The sequence below is a fragment of the Holzapfeliella sp. JNUCC 72 genome (assembly GCF_053668685.1).
In genome coordinates, this window is the sequence record NZ_CM132220.1 from 357191 (window position 1) to 371752 (window position 14562).

A 14562-nucleotide genomic window follows, 5' to 3' on the forward strand; every position below is an offset into this window, starting at 1 on the left:
AAATTAACATGGAGGGACTCTATATGGATCACATTATTACTCATGAACAAACAAAGCCAAATAATACGAGGCAGTTACTTAATAAGACTTTTCAAAAAGTAGCATTAGCTGTTTTGATTACAGCGATTACAGCTTTTGTTGGTAATTACGCTTTTGCTGGTATTTTTGCTAAATTTTCACGTTCACTAACAGGTGCGGTTATTGTAATGGTTTTGATGTTTGCGTTAATCTCGCAAGTTCAAAGATCAATCCAAAATCGTCAAGATAAGCGCGGTACAAAATTATTTTATGGATTAGCCGGATTAAATGGGCTATTTCTATCGTATATTTTTTCTTATTTTTCATTAGGAACAATAGGCGCTTCATTCTTAGTCACAAGTGGCTTATTCTTAGCACTAGCTCGTTTTGGATTAACAACTGAAAAAGATTTAATTAGCTGGCAAAAAGGATTATTCATTACATTAATTGGTGTGATAGTGTTATCATTATTTAGCCTATTCATAGGCACGACAGTTGTGAGCTTGATGATTAACATCGCAATACTTGTTTTGTTCAGTCTTTATACTATTTTTGATACTAATCAACTAGTAAGACGCTATGAAAGAATTTCACACAGCGATATCGAAGGTGTGAGTTCGTTGTTTGCCCTAACGCTATATATGGACTTTATCAATATTTATCTATCCATTCTTCAACTCCTAGGAAATAATGATTAGATAATAAAAAACTTGAAAACCAAAAAAAATTCGTGTAAAATTTTGTAATTGGAATTACTAAAGAATACGGATTGAATTTTATTTACAAAGCGAGTTATGTTGGTGAGAGATAACAAATAATTGATCCTGTCGCACTTTAGAGCAAACTAAATCAAGTATGTAAAGTGGATGCTAAAGCATCAATTAGAGTGGTACCACGGGAATTTTCTCGTCTCTTTCACAACAGTCGTTGTGGAAGAGTTTTTTTATTTATAGGAGGAATATAAAAGTATGAATTTCAAAGAACGTGTTGTTAAAAGCTTGCAAACTGTTTTGCAAGACAAATTAGATGGTCAAACAATTGAAAAACTAATCGAAAGACCTAAGTATTCTCATTTAGGTGATTATGCTTTTCCAGCTTTCAGTTTAGCTAAAATTGAAAAAAGAGCCCCTCAACAAATTGCCTTAGACTTAGCAAAAGACTTACAAGGTGATGACTTTGCCAAGGTTGAAGCTGTCGGCCCATATGTAAACTTCTTCATCAAACATGATGAACTAACATCTGCCGTTGTTTCTACAATTTTGGCAAAAGGCGACCAATATGCAAGTCAAAGTGAATCTAAAGGTAATGTCACAATTGATATGTCTTCACCTAATATCGCAAAACCAATGTCTATGGGACATTTGAGATCAACAGTTATTGGTAACTCAATTTCGTTGATTTTAGATAAAGTTGGTTTTGACCCAATCAAAATTAATCACTTAGGTGATTGGGGAACACAATTTGGTAAATTAATTGTGGCTTATAAAAAATGGGGTAATGAAGACGAAGTCAGACAAGACCCTATTAATAACTTGTTGAAATACTATGTTGAGTTCCACGAAGAAGCAGAAAAACATCCAGAATTAGATGATGAAGCACGTCTATGGTTCAAAAAGCTAGAAGATAATGATGAAGAAGCTTTAAAATTATGGCGCTGGTTTAGAGAAGAATCACTAAAAGAATTCCAACGTGTTTATGATATCTTAGGGGTAACTTTTGATTCTTACAATGGTGAAGCTTTCTATAATGACAAGATGGATGCTGTTGTAGAGGAATTAAAAGAAAAAGACCTACTTCAAGAATCTCAAGGTGCTCAAATTGTTGATCTTGACGATTTAGACTTATCACCAGCACTAATCCAAAAATCAGATGGTGCTACACTTTACATGACACGTGATTTAGCTGCGGCTATTTATCGTAAAAATACTTATGACTTTGCTGAATCACTTTATGTTGTTGGAAACGAACAAAGTGAACACTTTAGACAGTTGAAAGCAGTTTTAGGTAAAATGGGGTACGATTGGTCTGACGATATCCGCCATGTTCCATTTGGTTTAATCACATCAGGCGGTAAAAAACTGTCAACTCGTAAAGGTAACATTATTTTACTTGAAGAAGTTTTAGCCGATGCTGTAAGATTAGCTAAAGCACAAATCGATGAAAAGAATCCTAACCTGCCTAACAAAGAGCAAGTTGCTCACGAAGTTGGGGTAGGGGCAGTTATTTTCCACGATTTAAGAAATGATCGTCTAGATAACTTTGACTTTAATTTAGAAGAAGTCGTTCGTTTTGAAGGAGATACTGGTCCATATGTACAATATACAAATGCACGTGCACAAAGTATTTTAAGAAAAGCAAACCATACTGTTGATGTAACACCTTCTCAACTCGAATTAACTGACGATTATTCATTTGAAGTTGCTAAAGAATTATTGAAATTCAATGAAATTGTTCAACGTGCAGCTGAAAAATATGAACCATCAATTATTGCTAAATATGCGATTAATTTAGCACAATTGTTTAACAAATATTATGCCAACCAACGTATTTTAGATGAGGATGAGCACCTAAATGCAAGGCTAGCCTTAGTTGAAGCAACTAGTGTTGTTTTAACAGAATCGCTACGTTTACTAGGTGTCAACGCTCCAAAGGAAATGTAAAAAATGAAACAAAAGAAACGAAGACAAGATGAATTGCTGAAGATACTTAAAAGTCATCATATTCAAACGCAATCCGAACTAATGGATCACTTAAATGATAAAGGGATTACAATTACCCAAGCAACTTTATCACGTGATATGAAAGAATTAGGGATTATTAAACTAATTCAAGATGATAGTCAAATGTCTTATGTTGTCTCAGGAACGCAAGAAATTGATGACTTAACACAGTTGAAAGAAGTTTTTACTAATAACGTACAAGATGTTTTGCAGATTCAATTTACAGTTATTGTTAAATGTAATCCTAACTCAGCTAACGTTTTGAGTGCTTTGATTGATAATCATGGCTATCCAGAACTTGTGGCTAGTCTAGCTGGTTACGATACAATTGTTTGTTATTGTGCAGACGAAGAAAAAGCTAAAAAGTTAAAAGAAGGATTTCTTAAACTCAATTAAAAAGCAGCCCGCTAATGATGTGACCCCAAAAAGTTGGACCAAAAATCCAAACTTAAAGGGGTCTTTTTTATGGTCAAATTTAATCAAGCATTCAAGCTAAAAGTCGTCACAGAGTATTTAAATGGGACAGGGTCAACTAGTCTGTGCCGTTACTATCATATTGCTAAACCGAGCACTATTTTTAAATGGGTTAATCGATACCAAAGTTATGGTATGGCTGGTTTAGCGATTCAAAAACCAAATACCAGCACTTATACTTTGGAATTTAAACGACAGGTGTTAGACTTTCAAAAAAGACACCAATTATCTTATCCAAAAACAGCACTTTATTTTAATATTCCGACTGCTAGTACGATTTATAATTGGCAAAAACAATGGGAGTTATACGGTGCATCAAGCTTACAATCAAGTCCTGGTCGCTATAAAAGACAAATGAAACCACAAGATAAGTATCACTATGAAAGAATCAAACATCAAGCAACTTCAACTATCAAGGCTGCGACAGAATTAATTCAACAGTTACCTGAGTATTCAACTCGGTTTATTTTGCGTACAATTGGTCTGGCTAAAAGTGTGTATTATTATCATCATTTAAAGCAAGACAAACAAAAAGATGAGCGACTGCTTAATTACATTCAATTAATTAAGCAGGCTCATCCTAATTATGGTTATCGGCGTCTAACCTTCGCCCTAAAAAATGAAGGGATAGACGTTAATCATAAACGCGTTCAGCGTATCATGCAGCTCAATCACTTGCAAGTGAGAACTTACGGCAAGAAAAACCGTCGCTATAATTCTTATCAGGGACAGATTGGTAAAATCGCAAAGAATCATCTCAAGCGTCGTTTTGATACGCCAAAACCTTATCAAAAGCTGGTAACAGATGTCAGTGAATTTAGATATGGCAAAGCCGATATCAATCATCGTGTTTATTTATCGCCAATACTAGACTTGTATTCTCGAGAAGTCTTAGATTATGAAATTAGTTCACATCCGACTTTGAAGTTCACGTTAAAACCAGTTCAAAGGCTACTTAAACGATTACCTCAAACAAAGACACAGCCTATTTTACATAGTGACCAAGGATTTCAATATCAAACACCAATTTGGCAAAAAACGTTAAAAGATAATTCAATTAGTCAAAGTATGTCACGCAAAGGTAACTGTTTAGATAATGCGGCCATGGAATCATTTTTTCATATTATGAAAGCTGAAGTCATGACAACACACTATCAAACAAAACCCGAATTAGTTGACGCAATGAAAAAATGGATTCATTATTACAATAATGATCGAATCAAATTAAAATTGGGTGGCAAGTCTCCGGTTCAATACCGAAAACTCACCACCCAATTTAACTAAATCAATGTGTCCAACTTTTTGGGGTCACATCAGCTAAGGGCTGCTTTTTTAATCCGATAAATTAACAGTTAGTTTTTCAAATGAAAATGGTTGAATTAATTCAATCTGAAAAGCTTCTAAAGCCATGACTTCAGTAGGATCGGCTAGTGAATCATAAAGCGGATCATTAATAATAGGCATGTCGTGGTGACTAAGGTGGACACGAATTTGATGAGTACGACCAGTTTCTAAATCTAGTTTAAGTTTTGCAAGTGAACTTGTTTGACTAATAACTGAAAAGTGGGTAACAGAAGGGAGTCCATCGGACCTAACTTTTCTTTTTCTCTTATCTGATTCATCTAGTCCAATCGGATCTGAAATAGTACCTTTATCTACAATAGAATGAGACTTTCTGACGGTTGCTAAATAAAAGCGCTTCATTATTTTTAAAGCCAACTGACGATTTAAGACAGGGACAACAACCGGATTCTTAGCTAGTAGCAAAAGACCGCTCGTCCACATGTCTAAACGATGAATCATATAAACATGCTCATTAGTCTGATTGAGATAGTATTCAACATCATTCATTGCGGTGTTATTCTCATCAGGACGGTTAGGGTGAGTTTTTTGCCCAGCCGGTTTATTAATAATAATAATATCGGCATTCTCGTAAACAATATCAGGCAAATTTTCACTAGGCAGGTAAGTTTGAGCGCTTTCAACTTGTGTGAATTCTAAACTGATTGTATCGCCAGGAGATACGGTAGAATTAATAGGTTTGTAGCCACCGTTGACGGTGACCGCTTTTTCAATTCGTAAAAAATGTTGCCATTTTTTAGGAATGTACAATTGCGTTAGAAGTTCTCGAATTGTACAGGGTGTAAAGGATTGCGGTAAAATTAGTGTACGTTTATTTGGTAAAGACATCTTTAAATTTTTTATACCTTTCGTTAAAAAAACAAGAATTGTGGCAATTTTGTGCTAAAATATCGAGGAAAAGATAGGAGGATGTCATGGAAAGTTATGCCATCAGACTATTAGACTTGATTAAATCAGGTCTGAGTCATTTAAAAAAAGCTAATCATCGTTTTCAATTCGTGCGGTGGTTTATCTTAGCAGGATTGACTATCACACTGATGATTTCTTTTTATTGTACAGCATTAGTTAAATTGACACCAGTTGGCCAATTGGGAGATTCTTTGAAGTCAGTGACAACAATCTATGATCAAAGCAATAACAAAATTGGCGAAATATCATACAACCGAGGTGATTATACTAAAATAGATAAAATCTCACCTTACTTAAAGGATGCCGTTATTTCAACAGAAGATAAGAACTTTTATAGTCATCGCGGATTTAGTTTGACTTCGATGGCAAGAGCTGGACTGAGCCTAGTCACTAAAGGTATGGTGACACAAGGTGGTTCGACTGTAACACAGCAATTAGCCAAGAATAGTTTTTTAACACAAGATCAAACTTTCTGGCGGAAAATAAAGGAGTTCTTCTATGCGGTTCAACTAGAAAAGGATTATTCTAAAGATCAGATTCTGGAGATGTATTTAAACACCTCTTACTTTGGTAATGGTGTTTATGGCGTTCAAGATGCTTCCTTGAAATATTTTGGAAAAAACGCTAGTGATTTAACCGTTGCTGAAGCTGCGACAATTGCGGGGATGCTGAAAGGACCAAATTACTATAATCCCATTGATTCAAAAGAAAACGCGATTAATCGTCGTAACCTTATTTTAGAATTAATGGCAAAAAATAACGTTATTTCAGCTGATCAGCTTCAAACCTTCCAAAATAAAGCAATGGTTGTAACAGAACGCTATCAAGCTTATCAAAGTGCTTTTTCAGATTATAACCAAGCAGTACTTCAAGAGCTTAAAACCCAAAATAATTGGGACTATAATGACATTGCAACACGCAATTTAAGTATTTATACGTATCTTGATTATAATGTTCAAAGTAACATGAAAAAAACTTATAAAAATGATAGTCTCTTCCCCAATAATGCTGCTGACAATCAAAAAGTAGAAGGTGCAGGACTTGCGATGGATCCTAAGACCGGCGCTGTTTTAGGTGTTGTAGGCAGTCGTGGTAAAAGTGATTTTAACCGTGCAATCCAGATGAAGCGCCAGCCGGGCTCGACAATGAAGCCATTAGCAGTATATACACCTGCTCTACAAAATGGCTACCAAATTGATTCTAAGCTACAAGATAAATTACAATCTTATGGGTCAGATAACTACACCCCTAAAAATGTTGATAACCAATATTCAGAAGAAGTGCCGCTATATCAAGCACTGGCGCAAAGTAAAAATGCACCAGCAGTGTGGTTGCTGAATCAAATTGGCTTAAACCAAGGAATTCAGTCTGTTAAAAATTTTGGGATTAATTTAGATACTGCAGATCAGAACTTAGCATTGGCTCTGGGTGGACTGCAGTCAGGTGTTTCATTGTTAGATATGGCGAGAGCTTACAGTGCTTTTGCAAATGAAGGTCAGCTACCTGATCAAGTTCATGCGGTCAAAAAAGTAGTTGGCAATGACGATAAGGTTTTAATTGATAATACGCAGCTAACAACTCATCAGATTATGACACCTGAGATTTCAAAACAAATGACGAGCCTATTATTGAATGTATTTGATAATGGAACAGGTAAGTCAGCTAAACCTTATGGTTATCGCATGGCTGGAAAAACAGGGACAACAGAAGTTAAATTGAGTGATGGGACAACAAGAGCTAATGATCAATGGATTATTGGTTATACACCTGATATTGTTCTAGTAAGCTGGATTGGGTTTGATAGGCCTGACGACACGCATTATTTAAGTGGAACCAGTGAGACCCAGATATCTTATTTATTTAAACAACTATCTCAAAGTGTTCTACCATATACAGATAGAACCTCATTTAGTGAAAAAAACGCTCAACAATTGGTTTCTGAACAAGATGTACAAGGCAATTCAACAAGTTGGGTCGATGATTTAACAAAAAGTGTCCAAAATGTTTTCGATGGTGTTGGTCAAACATTGGGTCAATGGTACAATGGTATCAGAGATAAGGTAATGCCTTAATTAATATTAGAAAATAGGAGAATTAATAGTGAACATTTACGACACAATTAATCAATTAGCAGCAGAGCTAAAAGAAACTTCAGAATACAAAGATTTACAAGCTTCATACGAAACATTATCACAAAATGAAGAAGCGTTTAAATTATTTAAAGATGTGAACAGCATCCAAAAAGATTTACAAGCTAAGCAAATGTCAGGTCAAGAATTGACACAAGAAGACATGGCTAAAGCAAACGAATTAGGTCAACAAATGGAAAAAACACCAGAAATCGTTGACTTAATGAGTAAAGAACAAAGCATGCAACAATTATTCCAAGATATTAACAGTGCTGTTTCAAAATCAATGGATGAACTTTACCACGATTTAAATAATTAGAAATATTGAAAAAACGGAATAATACGTTCCGTTTTTTTTTTATCCGAAAAAGGGGGGTAAAAATGAAATTTTTACATATTGCAGATGCGCACTTAGATAGTCCGTTTAAAGGTTTGTCCTATTTACCAAAAAAATTATGGCAATCAGTTTATGATTCAACTTACCTAGCTTTTGAAACAGCTATTGATCAAGCTATTGAGAACAAAGTAGACTTTGTTTTAGTAGTAGGCGATACATTTGACGGTCCGAGTCCGTCATTGCATGCACAAAAATTTGTGGCAGAGCAGTTTGAACGATTAAATCAAGTGGGTATCACTGTTTTCTTAACTTTTGGGAATCATGATTATTATCAAGCTGAAAACTGTGCTTTTGATTATTCAGATAATGTTGTGGTATTCAAATCAGGGATGCAAACAAAAAATATGACAACTAAAAGTGGCGTAGTTGTAGACGTTGTTGGATTCAGCTACACACAAAACCATATTACGCAAAACATCGTACATGAGTTTCCAGAAGTGGTGCCCCGACATTATACAATCGGAATGATACATGGTGCATTAGCAACGTTTGATGCTAGTCAGGATAATTATGCGCCATTTGAAATGACAGATTTAATCCAGAAGAATTATCATTATTATGCTTTAGGTCACATTCATAAAAGAGAAATTTTGAGTCAAAATCCATGGGTTGTTTATAGTGGTAACTTGCAAGGCCGTCACATTAATGAGCCTGGAAAAAAAGGTTGTTATTTAGTAACGGTGGATGACCAAAGTTTTGAAACTGAATTAACATTTATTGAAACTAGCCAGATTATTTTCAATAAATTAGTAGTGAATCTATTAGAAGAAGTTGGGATTCAAGCGCTACAAACAAAAATTGAACAAGCTATTGCAACAATTGACGCACAGCAAATGAACATGGTTAAATTAGTTATTCAAAATAGTCAATACCTGTCACTTAATGCCAAAGAAGTATTGAATCAAACTAGCTTTTTAGATGAGCTATCTCAAAAAACAGATTACGGTGTCGTATTGTATGATGTTGAACTTGAAGTTAATCACAAAATAAAAATGACGGCGATTGATGAGGCTTATTTTGAAGAAGCAACATCAAGTCTATTAAATCAAGCAGTGGTTTCGGACAAATTACGACCGCTGTTAAAGAAATATTTACCAGTTGAACAGTTATTGAATCAACCAGATGATTTAGTTGAGCAATTACAACAATTGGTGCAGCTTGAATTGAATGAAGCTGTGACAAGGGGTGAAGAACGTGAGAATTGAACAAATTAAGATCAAAAATTTCGGGAAATTTTCGGATAAGGTTTTTGATTTTACAACCAATCAAACGGTTTTTTATGGCGAAAATGAAGCCGGGAAAAGTACATTAGCAGCTTTTGTAGGTCAAATTATGTTTGGCTTTCCTAATAAGACCACTAAGAAAAAGCAATACCATCCCTCACCCATGCCGAGTCTTTTTGGAGGAGAAATCACTTTTTCAGATGGAAAGAGCCAATATGTGTTGACGCGTTATCTTAATAAAAAAACAGAAGGTGACTTTTCTGTTTTTAAAGATGGTCAAGAAGTCCCAGCTCATACATTCTTTAGTCAGATTAAAGACATCAACGAACTATTTTATCAGCAAAATTTTGTTTTTAATCAAGATACGCTGCAAAATATCTATGGTGTGAGTGAAGAAGAACTTATGCAGCAAATTTACTACTTGGGAGTGACTAACAGCAAACAGTGGTTGCAATTAAGTCGAGAAAAAGCTAAAGACGCAGCAGATATTTATCGACCAAGAGGGCGAAAGCAACCACTTAATCAAGAAATAGCAAAGTATCATGAACTGACAGAGACATTACAAGAAAAAAACGCAGAATTCAAAACTTATCAGCTCTATCAAGGACAACTTGAAGAAAATCAAGCAAGATTAAATGAGCTACAGCAACAGTCTGATCAATTAGTTGATACGTTGTCTCACCAAAAACAAATCAAAGAGAAATTCTCATTGCTTGAAGATTACCATAAGCTGGAACAACGTGTTGATATTAGTCAAAAAGGCTTCAAAAATGCGGACTATCAAAAAGTTCAAGAGCTAAAATTAACATTGAATCAGTTAAATTCACAAATTAATCAAGCCAAACAAGATTTAGAATTGACCAAGGCTGACGGTCATGATGATAGCCAGTCTTATTTAAATCAATGGCCTGATATTCAGTATCATTATCAAGAATTTAAACGATTAGAAGGATCTGTTAATCAAAAAGAAAATGATTTAGATTCAATTATTGATTACACGCCACAAATTAAAACAGTGGCTCAATTAGCAGATGATCAGGTGCAACAAGCTCAGCAAAAACTTGCCGATTTTGAAAACAAACCTGATATCAAGCAAACGAGTCAAACGAGCCTAATCATTGGGATTTTGGGTTACTTTGCTACGATTGTGGGATTGTTTATTAATCCTGGAGCAGCTTTTATTTTGGCAGTCATTGCGACTATTTTTATAATTGTTCATTTTAAAAATAACGGCCGTAGTGCTCAAGAGAAAAAAGCGCAAACTCAGCAAAAAGCATTTAATGATTACCTTAATGAGTACCAATTTAGCGACTCTTCAACAATTAATGGGCTAAAAGAGGCATTTGAAAAGCGAACTTACTTTAAACGCCTAACCGCTCAAATTGAACAAGATAAGCAAGAAATGCTAACTCAAAGTCGCCAGATTACAACGTTTATGACAAAACTTGGGTTAGAGCCTGATATTTTACAGTTTGAGGCACTTAGAGCAACTATTACGCAATTACAACAACAGCAATCTGATTTGAAACAACAAGAAAATGCTCGAGAATTAAAATTAAACAATCTGGAGTTATTACAAAATCAAAACCAATCTGTTCAAGCAGAACTGAATCAAATTCTGGTACAAAATCAGTTTGAATCTATTGAAGACTTTGAAAAAGCTTACCAAAGTCATATTCAAGCCCAAGAAGATAATGTTCGCTTGAATGCAATCAAAAAAGAAATTGGGCCGTTATGGGATGATGTTCAGCACTATAAAGAAAATAAACAGCGTCAAGATCAAACATTTGATTCAAAAGAGCAACATTACGAAGAGCTTAAGCAACAACAAATTACAGTTCAAAAAACAATTGCGACCTTAACAGCCAAACAAGATTTATTAGCTAATGATCAGGGAATTTTTGATTTGAAACAGCAAATTGCGTTGCAAAAAGAAAAGATTGATCAGTTAATTAAAGAGTGGCTCACACAGGATTTAACAGCAGAAGTTATTATGAAAATGCTCGATGTTGCAAGTGCTAATCGATTTCCTAATATGATTGAACGCAGTCAAAAGTATTTTGAAATTTTGACTGTTGGGCACTACCATCGTATAAAATTCACTAAAAATAGTATTCAGGTTATCACTAAAGATAATCAAAAATTTGCTGTAAATGAATTATCTCGAGGAACAGCTGAACAGTTATATTTTGCATTGAAGTTTGCCTTTATTGAACAAATTAGTGATATGATTAGTTTACCTATCATCATTGATGATGCTTTTGTTAACTTTGATGATCAAAGAATCGAAATGATACAGCAGTTATTGAATGAGATAACGAAATACAACCAAGTATTTATTTTTACAGCAAGAAAAGAAATTAAAGCGTTATTTGAGAATCAAACTATTATTGAACTTAATTAAAGGAGAAGAAGCGGTTGTTTACAAAAAAATTAATGGAATACCAAAATGGAGAAGAAATGGACACCATCGTACTGCTTAAGCAGGTAGATGTTCGTGTCGCAAAGAATGGCAAGCAATTTTTAGCCATCGTATTTGAAGATAGTTCCGGTGAGATTAGTGGTAAATACTGGGATGCTTCAAATGAAGATGTGAATTTGTACCAGGCGGGTGAAATCGTTGAGGTGAATGGTAGACGTGAAACTTACCAAAACAACCCACAAATTAGAATTTACAGTTTGCGACCAGTCATGAAAGAAGAGGGGTATGAAGTTTCACAATTTGTTAAACAAGCACCTGTTTCTTCAGATAGCTTATTAGATAAAATGAGTTACTATCAAAATGAAATTACACACCCAGTATGGCATGCAATTGTTAATTATTTAGTCGATAAATATCACAAAGAATTCTTTGACTATCCTGCTGCTAAAACTAATCATCATGCATTTGCAGGAGGACTAGCTTTTCATACAGTGTCCATGCTTGATTTAGCGCATAATGTGTTAAGCATCTATGAAGGGATTAATAAAGAGTTGTTGTATTCAGGTATTATCTTGCATGACTTAGCTAAGACAATTGAGTTATCAGGTCCGGTTTCAACAGACTATACCTTGGAAGGAAATTTGATTGGTCATATTGCTTTAATTGATGAAGAAGTCGTAAAAGCAGCACAAACACTTGAAATTAATGAAGAAGCAGAGTCATTTTTATTGCTTAGACATTTAGTATTGTCACATCATGGATTGAAAGAATACGGTTCGCCGGTGAGACCTCAAATTATTGAAGCAGAAGTCTTGCATCGGATTGATGAATTTGATGCGTCAATGAATATGATGACTGAATCTTTAAAACAAATTAGTCCAGGTGAATTTACAGGTCGTATTTTTGCCTTAGAAAACAGAAAATTATATAAACCTTATTATCGCAAATAAAAAAACTCCGGAATTTCCGGAGTTTTTTATTTATCTGATTAAGATTGTGAAGAAGCTTCACTACTACTTTGAGGTTGTTCTGTTGAAGATTCAGTAGCTTGGCTTTGTGAGCCTTCACTTGCAGAACTTGAAAGATCTGTAGATGAACTTGCTGATTGAATGTAAGCAGCTAATGCATCACTTAAATCTTTATCTTTAATACTTGGGTTAGCTTTTGTTAAGACTGTTGAAATAACGTTTTGCATAACTGAAGTATCTTTCATCCATGATTCATAGATTTGGTTATCGATATCTGATTTGTGATCTTTTAGTTCACCTTTACCAGGGTTATTAACCATTTTGATAATGTGGTAACCGTATTGAGTCTTAACAGGCTCAGTAGTGTATTGGTTAGTTTGTAATTTGAATGCCGCTTCTTTGAATGTTGCATCTAAAGAAGTATCTGTATTATCAAATTCAGGCAATTTACCACCATTATCTTTAGTTGCTGTATCTGTTGAGTATTGTTTTGCTAACTCATCAAAGTTTTTACCGTTGTTTAAATCAGTAATAATTTGTTTAGCAGTATTTTCATCACTTACTAAAATGTGTTGTACAGTCACTTTTGGTTGGTAACTTTCAAAAGCTTTTTGTTCATCTTCAGATGAAATTTGTTTAAGGTCTTTCATAGCAGCTTCAATTAACAAGTTAGTTCTTAAGCTCTTCTTGAATGTTGCTTCTGTATAACCATTAGATTGTAAAATTAATGAGAAGTTTGAGCCGTATTGGCTACCATATTTTGAATATTCATCGTTAACGTTTTGTTCAGATACTTTTGAACCATATTGGTTTTCTAAAGCACCTTGGATAATCATGTTAGCTAAAGTTGATTTACCACTTTGGCTAGTTTTTAGTTGGTTGTAAAAGTCATCTTGTGTGATTTTACCACCTGAATAGTTGGCTACGGTTTTGTCAGAAGATGAAGAACAAGCCACAAGTGTTAGTGACATTGCTGCAACTCCTGCTCCCGCTACAATTTTTTTCATATAACTTTTCATTATATCGTTACACATCCTTACTTAATTTGTTGCGCCAGTTAGAATATAGCATAATTTATACTGACATGATATCAAATTTAAAAAAATTCATAAATCTGTCAAACTTTATTTGATTATTTGTCATTTTCTAGTTTAGACTCTAGGTCTCGTACTTTTTGTTGAAGTCGAGCAATATGAGGTTCAGCGTAGTAATTAAATTCTTCAACTTCTTGGCTAAGATCATCGCCGAATTTTTCGATTGTTTTCATGCCTTCAGTTTGAAGATAGTTTAGATTTTGTTGAATTTTTTCACGTTCTTGATTAATGTGATCAAAGTCTTGACCAGTTTCTTTGACACCGTCAGCAAAATCTTCACCAAAAGTGTTACCCGTATTTTTGTTTTTCGTATTGGCTAGTAGAACACCGGCTGCTGCACCTAGTAGACCACCTAATAAAAAGTTTTTCATTATTTTTCTCCCTTAATAGACTGATTAAAATTGTTTTTTAATAGATTCAGCTAATTCTTCGTATTTTTCCGGTGTATAGTGGCTTTGGTTTTCAGAAAAATGAATGCTAAAATCATCTTGTTCACTGTAACGTGGAATCAAGTGAATGTGAGCGTGGAAGACGGATTGATAAGCAACTTCACCATTATTATTTAATAGGTTAATACCTTTGATGTCAGGGTTTGATGCTTTGATGGCACGCGCAATTTCTGGAATATATTGAAAGACATCTTTTGCATCTTCTTCATCAAAAGATAATAACGATTCGCGGTGTTTTTTAGGAATCACAAGTGTGTGTCCAGGTGTTGTTTGTGAAATATCTAAGAAAGCTTTGACGTCATCATTTTCAAAAATAGTGTAACTTGGGATTTCATTGTTTATGATTTTACAAAAAATGCAGTTGTTTTCCATATTATTTACCTCTAAATTCTACGTT

At 34.4% G+C, this 14562-nt stretch carries 13 protein-coding genes; 9 read left to right on the forward strand and 4 right to left on the reverse strand.

The features are described 5' to 3' along the window. Nucleotides 1-23: 23 nt before the first annotated feature. From JNUCC72_RS01695 to JNUCC72_RS01710, 4 genes are all read left to right on the forward strand, one after another. The gene (locus JNUCC72_RS01695) at nt 24-716 is read left to right on the forward strand and encodes a Bax inhibitor-1/YccA family protein (protein ID WP_454144266.1); all 693 of its coding nucleotides are present in this window, start codon (nt 24-26) and stop codon (nt 714-716) included. Nucleotides 717-986: 270 nt separating this feature from the next. After that, nucleotides 987-2678, forward strand: a complete 1692-nt coding sequence (argS, locus tag JNUCC72_RS01700; RefSeq protein WP_454144268.1) for an arginine--tRNA ligase — start codon at nt 987-989, stop codon at nt 2676-2678. A 3-nt stretch (nt 2679-2681) separates the two neighbouring features. Continuing rightward, the gene (locus JNUCC72_RS01705; RefSeq protein ID WP_454144270.1) at nt 2682-3134 is read left to right on the forward strand and encodes an arginine repressor; all 453 of its coding nucleotides are present in this window, start codon (nt 2682-2684) and stop codon (nt 3132-3134) included. Between the two features lie 69 nt (nt 3135-3203). Continuing rightward, on the forward strand, nt 3204-4496 hold the full coding sequence (locus JNUCC72_RS01710; RefSeq protein WP_454144272.1) for an IS3 family transposase: 1293 nt from the start codon (nt 3204-3206) through the stop codon (nt 4494-4496). A gap of 48 nt (nt 4497-4544) precedes the next feature. Here the strand turns inward: JNUCC72_RS01710 and JNUCC72_RS01715 are convergent, their stop codons facing one another. After that, nucleotides 4545-5402 carry an RluA family pseudouridine synthase gene (locus JNUCC72_RS01715; protein ID WP_454144274.1) on the reverse strand — a complete coding sequence of 286 codons (858 nt, stop codon included), beginning with the start codon at nt 5400-5402 and terminating at the stop codon, nt 4545-4547. An 86-nt stretch (nt 5403-5488) separates the two neighbouring features. Here JNUCC72_RS01715 and JNUCC72_RS01720 point away from each other — a divergent pair, with 86 nt between their 5' ends. The 5 genes from JNUCC72_RS01720 to JNUCC72_RS01740 all read left to right on the forward strand — a co-directional run bounded on the left by JNUCC72_RS01720 (nt 5489) and on the right by JNUCC72_RS01740 (nt 12604). Continuing rightward, a complete protein-coding gene (locus JNUCC72_RS01720) occupies nt 5489-7555 on the forward strand; it encodes a transglycosylase domain-containing protein (protein ID WP_454144276.1) in 2067 nt (688 codons plus the stop codon). Between the two features lie 28 nt (nt 7556-7583). Beyond that, nucleotides 7584-7931, forward strand: coding sequence for a YlbF family regulator (locus JNUCC72_RS01725; RefSeq protein ID WP_454144278.1), 348 nt, complete (start codon nt 7584-7586; stop codon nt 7929-7931). Nucleotides 7932-7993: 62 nt separating this feature from the next. Further along, nucleotides 7994-9214 (forward strand): metallophosphoesterase family protein, encoded by a 1221-nt coding sequence (locus JNUCC72_RS01730; RefSeq protein WP_454144280.1) that lies wholly within the window; start codon nt 7994-7996, stop codon nt 9212-9214. Next, nucleotides 9204-11636, forward strand: coding sequence for an ATP-binding protein (locus tag JNUCC72_RS01735; protein ID WP_454144282.1), 2433 nt, complete (start codon nt 9204-9206; stop codon nt 11634-11636). The genes JNUCC72_RS01730 and JNUCC72_RS01735 overlap by 11 nt, the downstream gene beginning before the upstream one ends. Nucleotides 11637-11668: 32 nt before the next feature. Beyond that, a complete protein-coding gene (locus tag JNUCC72_RS01740) occupies nt 11669-12604 on the forward strand; it encodes a 3'-5' exoribonuclease YhaM family protein (protein ID WP_454144684.1) in 936 nt (311 codons plus the stop codon). A 38-nt stretch (nt 12605-12642) separates the two neighbouring features. On the opposite strand, the gene JNUCC72_RS01745 is transcribed toward JNUCC72_RS01740, so the two are convergent. The 3 genes from JNUCC72_RS01745 to JNUCC72_RS01755 all read right to left on the reverse strand — a co-directional run bounded on the left by JNUCC72_RS01745 (nt 12643) and on the right by JNUCC72_RS01755 (nt 14537). After that, nucleotides 12643-13641 (reverse strand): peptidylprolyl isomerase PrsA, encoded by a 999-nt coding sequence (locus tag JNUCC72_RS01745; protein WP_454144284.1) that lies wholly within the window; start codon nt 13639-13641, stop codon nt 12643-12645. Nucleotides 13642-13754: 113 nt separating this feature from the next. Further along, nucleotides 13755-14087 carry a hypothetical protein gene (locus JNUCC72_RS01750; protein WP_454144286.1) on the reverse strand — a complete coding sequence of 111 codons (333 nt, stop codon included), beginning with the start codon at nt 14085-14087 and terminating at the stop codon, nt 13755-13757. A gap of 24 nt (nt 14088-14111) precedes the next feature. Beyond that, a complete protein-coding gene (locus JNUCC72_RS01755) occupies nt 14112-14537 on the reverse strand; it encodes an HIT family protein (RefSeq protein ID WP_454144288.1) in 426 nt (141 codons plus the stop codon). Nucleotides 14538-14562: the final 25 nt, after the last annotated feature.

Bases quoted from the DNA above. Each gene is read 5' to 3' on its own strand.
- JNUCC72_RS01695 (WP_454144266.1), top strand. From the start codon at position 24: ATGGATCACATTATTACTCATGAACAAACAAAGCCAAATAATACGAGG.
- argS (WP_454144268.1), top strand. From the start codon at position 987: ATGAATTTCAAAGAACGTGTTGTTAAAAGCTTGCAAACTGTTTTGCAA.
- JNUCC72_RS01705 (WP_454144270.1), top strand. From the start codon at position 2,682: ATGAAACAAAAGAAACGAAGACAAGATGAATTGCTGAAGATACTTAAA.
- JNUCC72_RS01710 (WP_454144272.1), top strand. From the start codon at position 3,204: ATGGTCAAATTTAATCAAGCATTCAAGCTAAAAGTCGTCACAGAGTAT.
- JNUCC72_RS01715 (WP_454144274.1), bottom strand. From the start codon at position 5,402: ATGTCTTTACCAAATAAACGTACACTAATTTTACCGCAATCCTTTACA.
- JNUCC72_RS01720 (WP_454144276.1), top strand. From the start codon at position 5,489: ATGGAAAGTTATGCCATCAGACTATTAGACTTGATTAAATCAGGTCTG.
- JNUCC72_RS01730 (WP_454144280.1), top strand. From the start codon at position 7,994: ATGAAATTTTTACATATTGCAGATGCGCACTTAGATAGTCCGTTTAAA.
- JNUCC72_RS01740 (WP_454144684.1), top strand. From the start codon at position 11,669: ATGGAATACCAAAATGGAGAAGAAATGGACACCATCGTACTGCTTAAG.
- JNUCC72_RS01745 (WP_454144284.1), bottom strand. From the start codon at position 13,641: ATGAAAAGTTATATGAAAAAAATTGTAGCGGGAGCAGGAGTTGCAGCA.
- JNUCC72_RS01750 (WP_454144286.1), bottom strand. From the start codon at position 14,087: ATGAAAAACTTTTTATTAGGTGGTCTACTAGGTGCAGCAGCCGGTGTT.
- JNUCC72_RS01755 (WP_454144288.1), bottom strand. From the start codon at position 14,537: ATGGAAAACAACTGCATTTTTTGTAAAATCATAAACAATGAAATCCCA.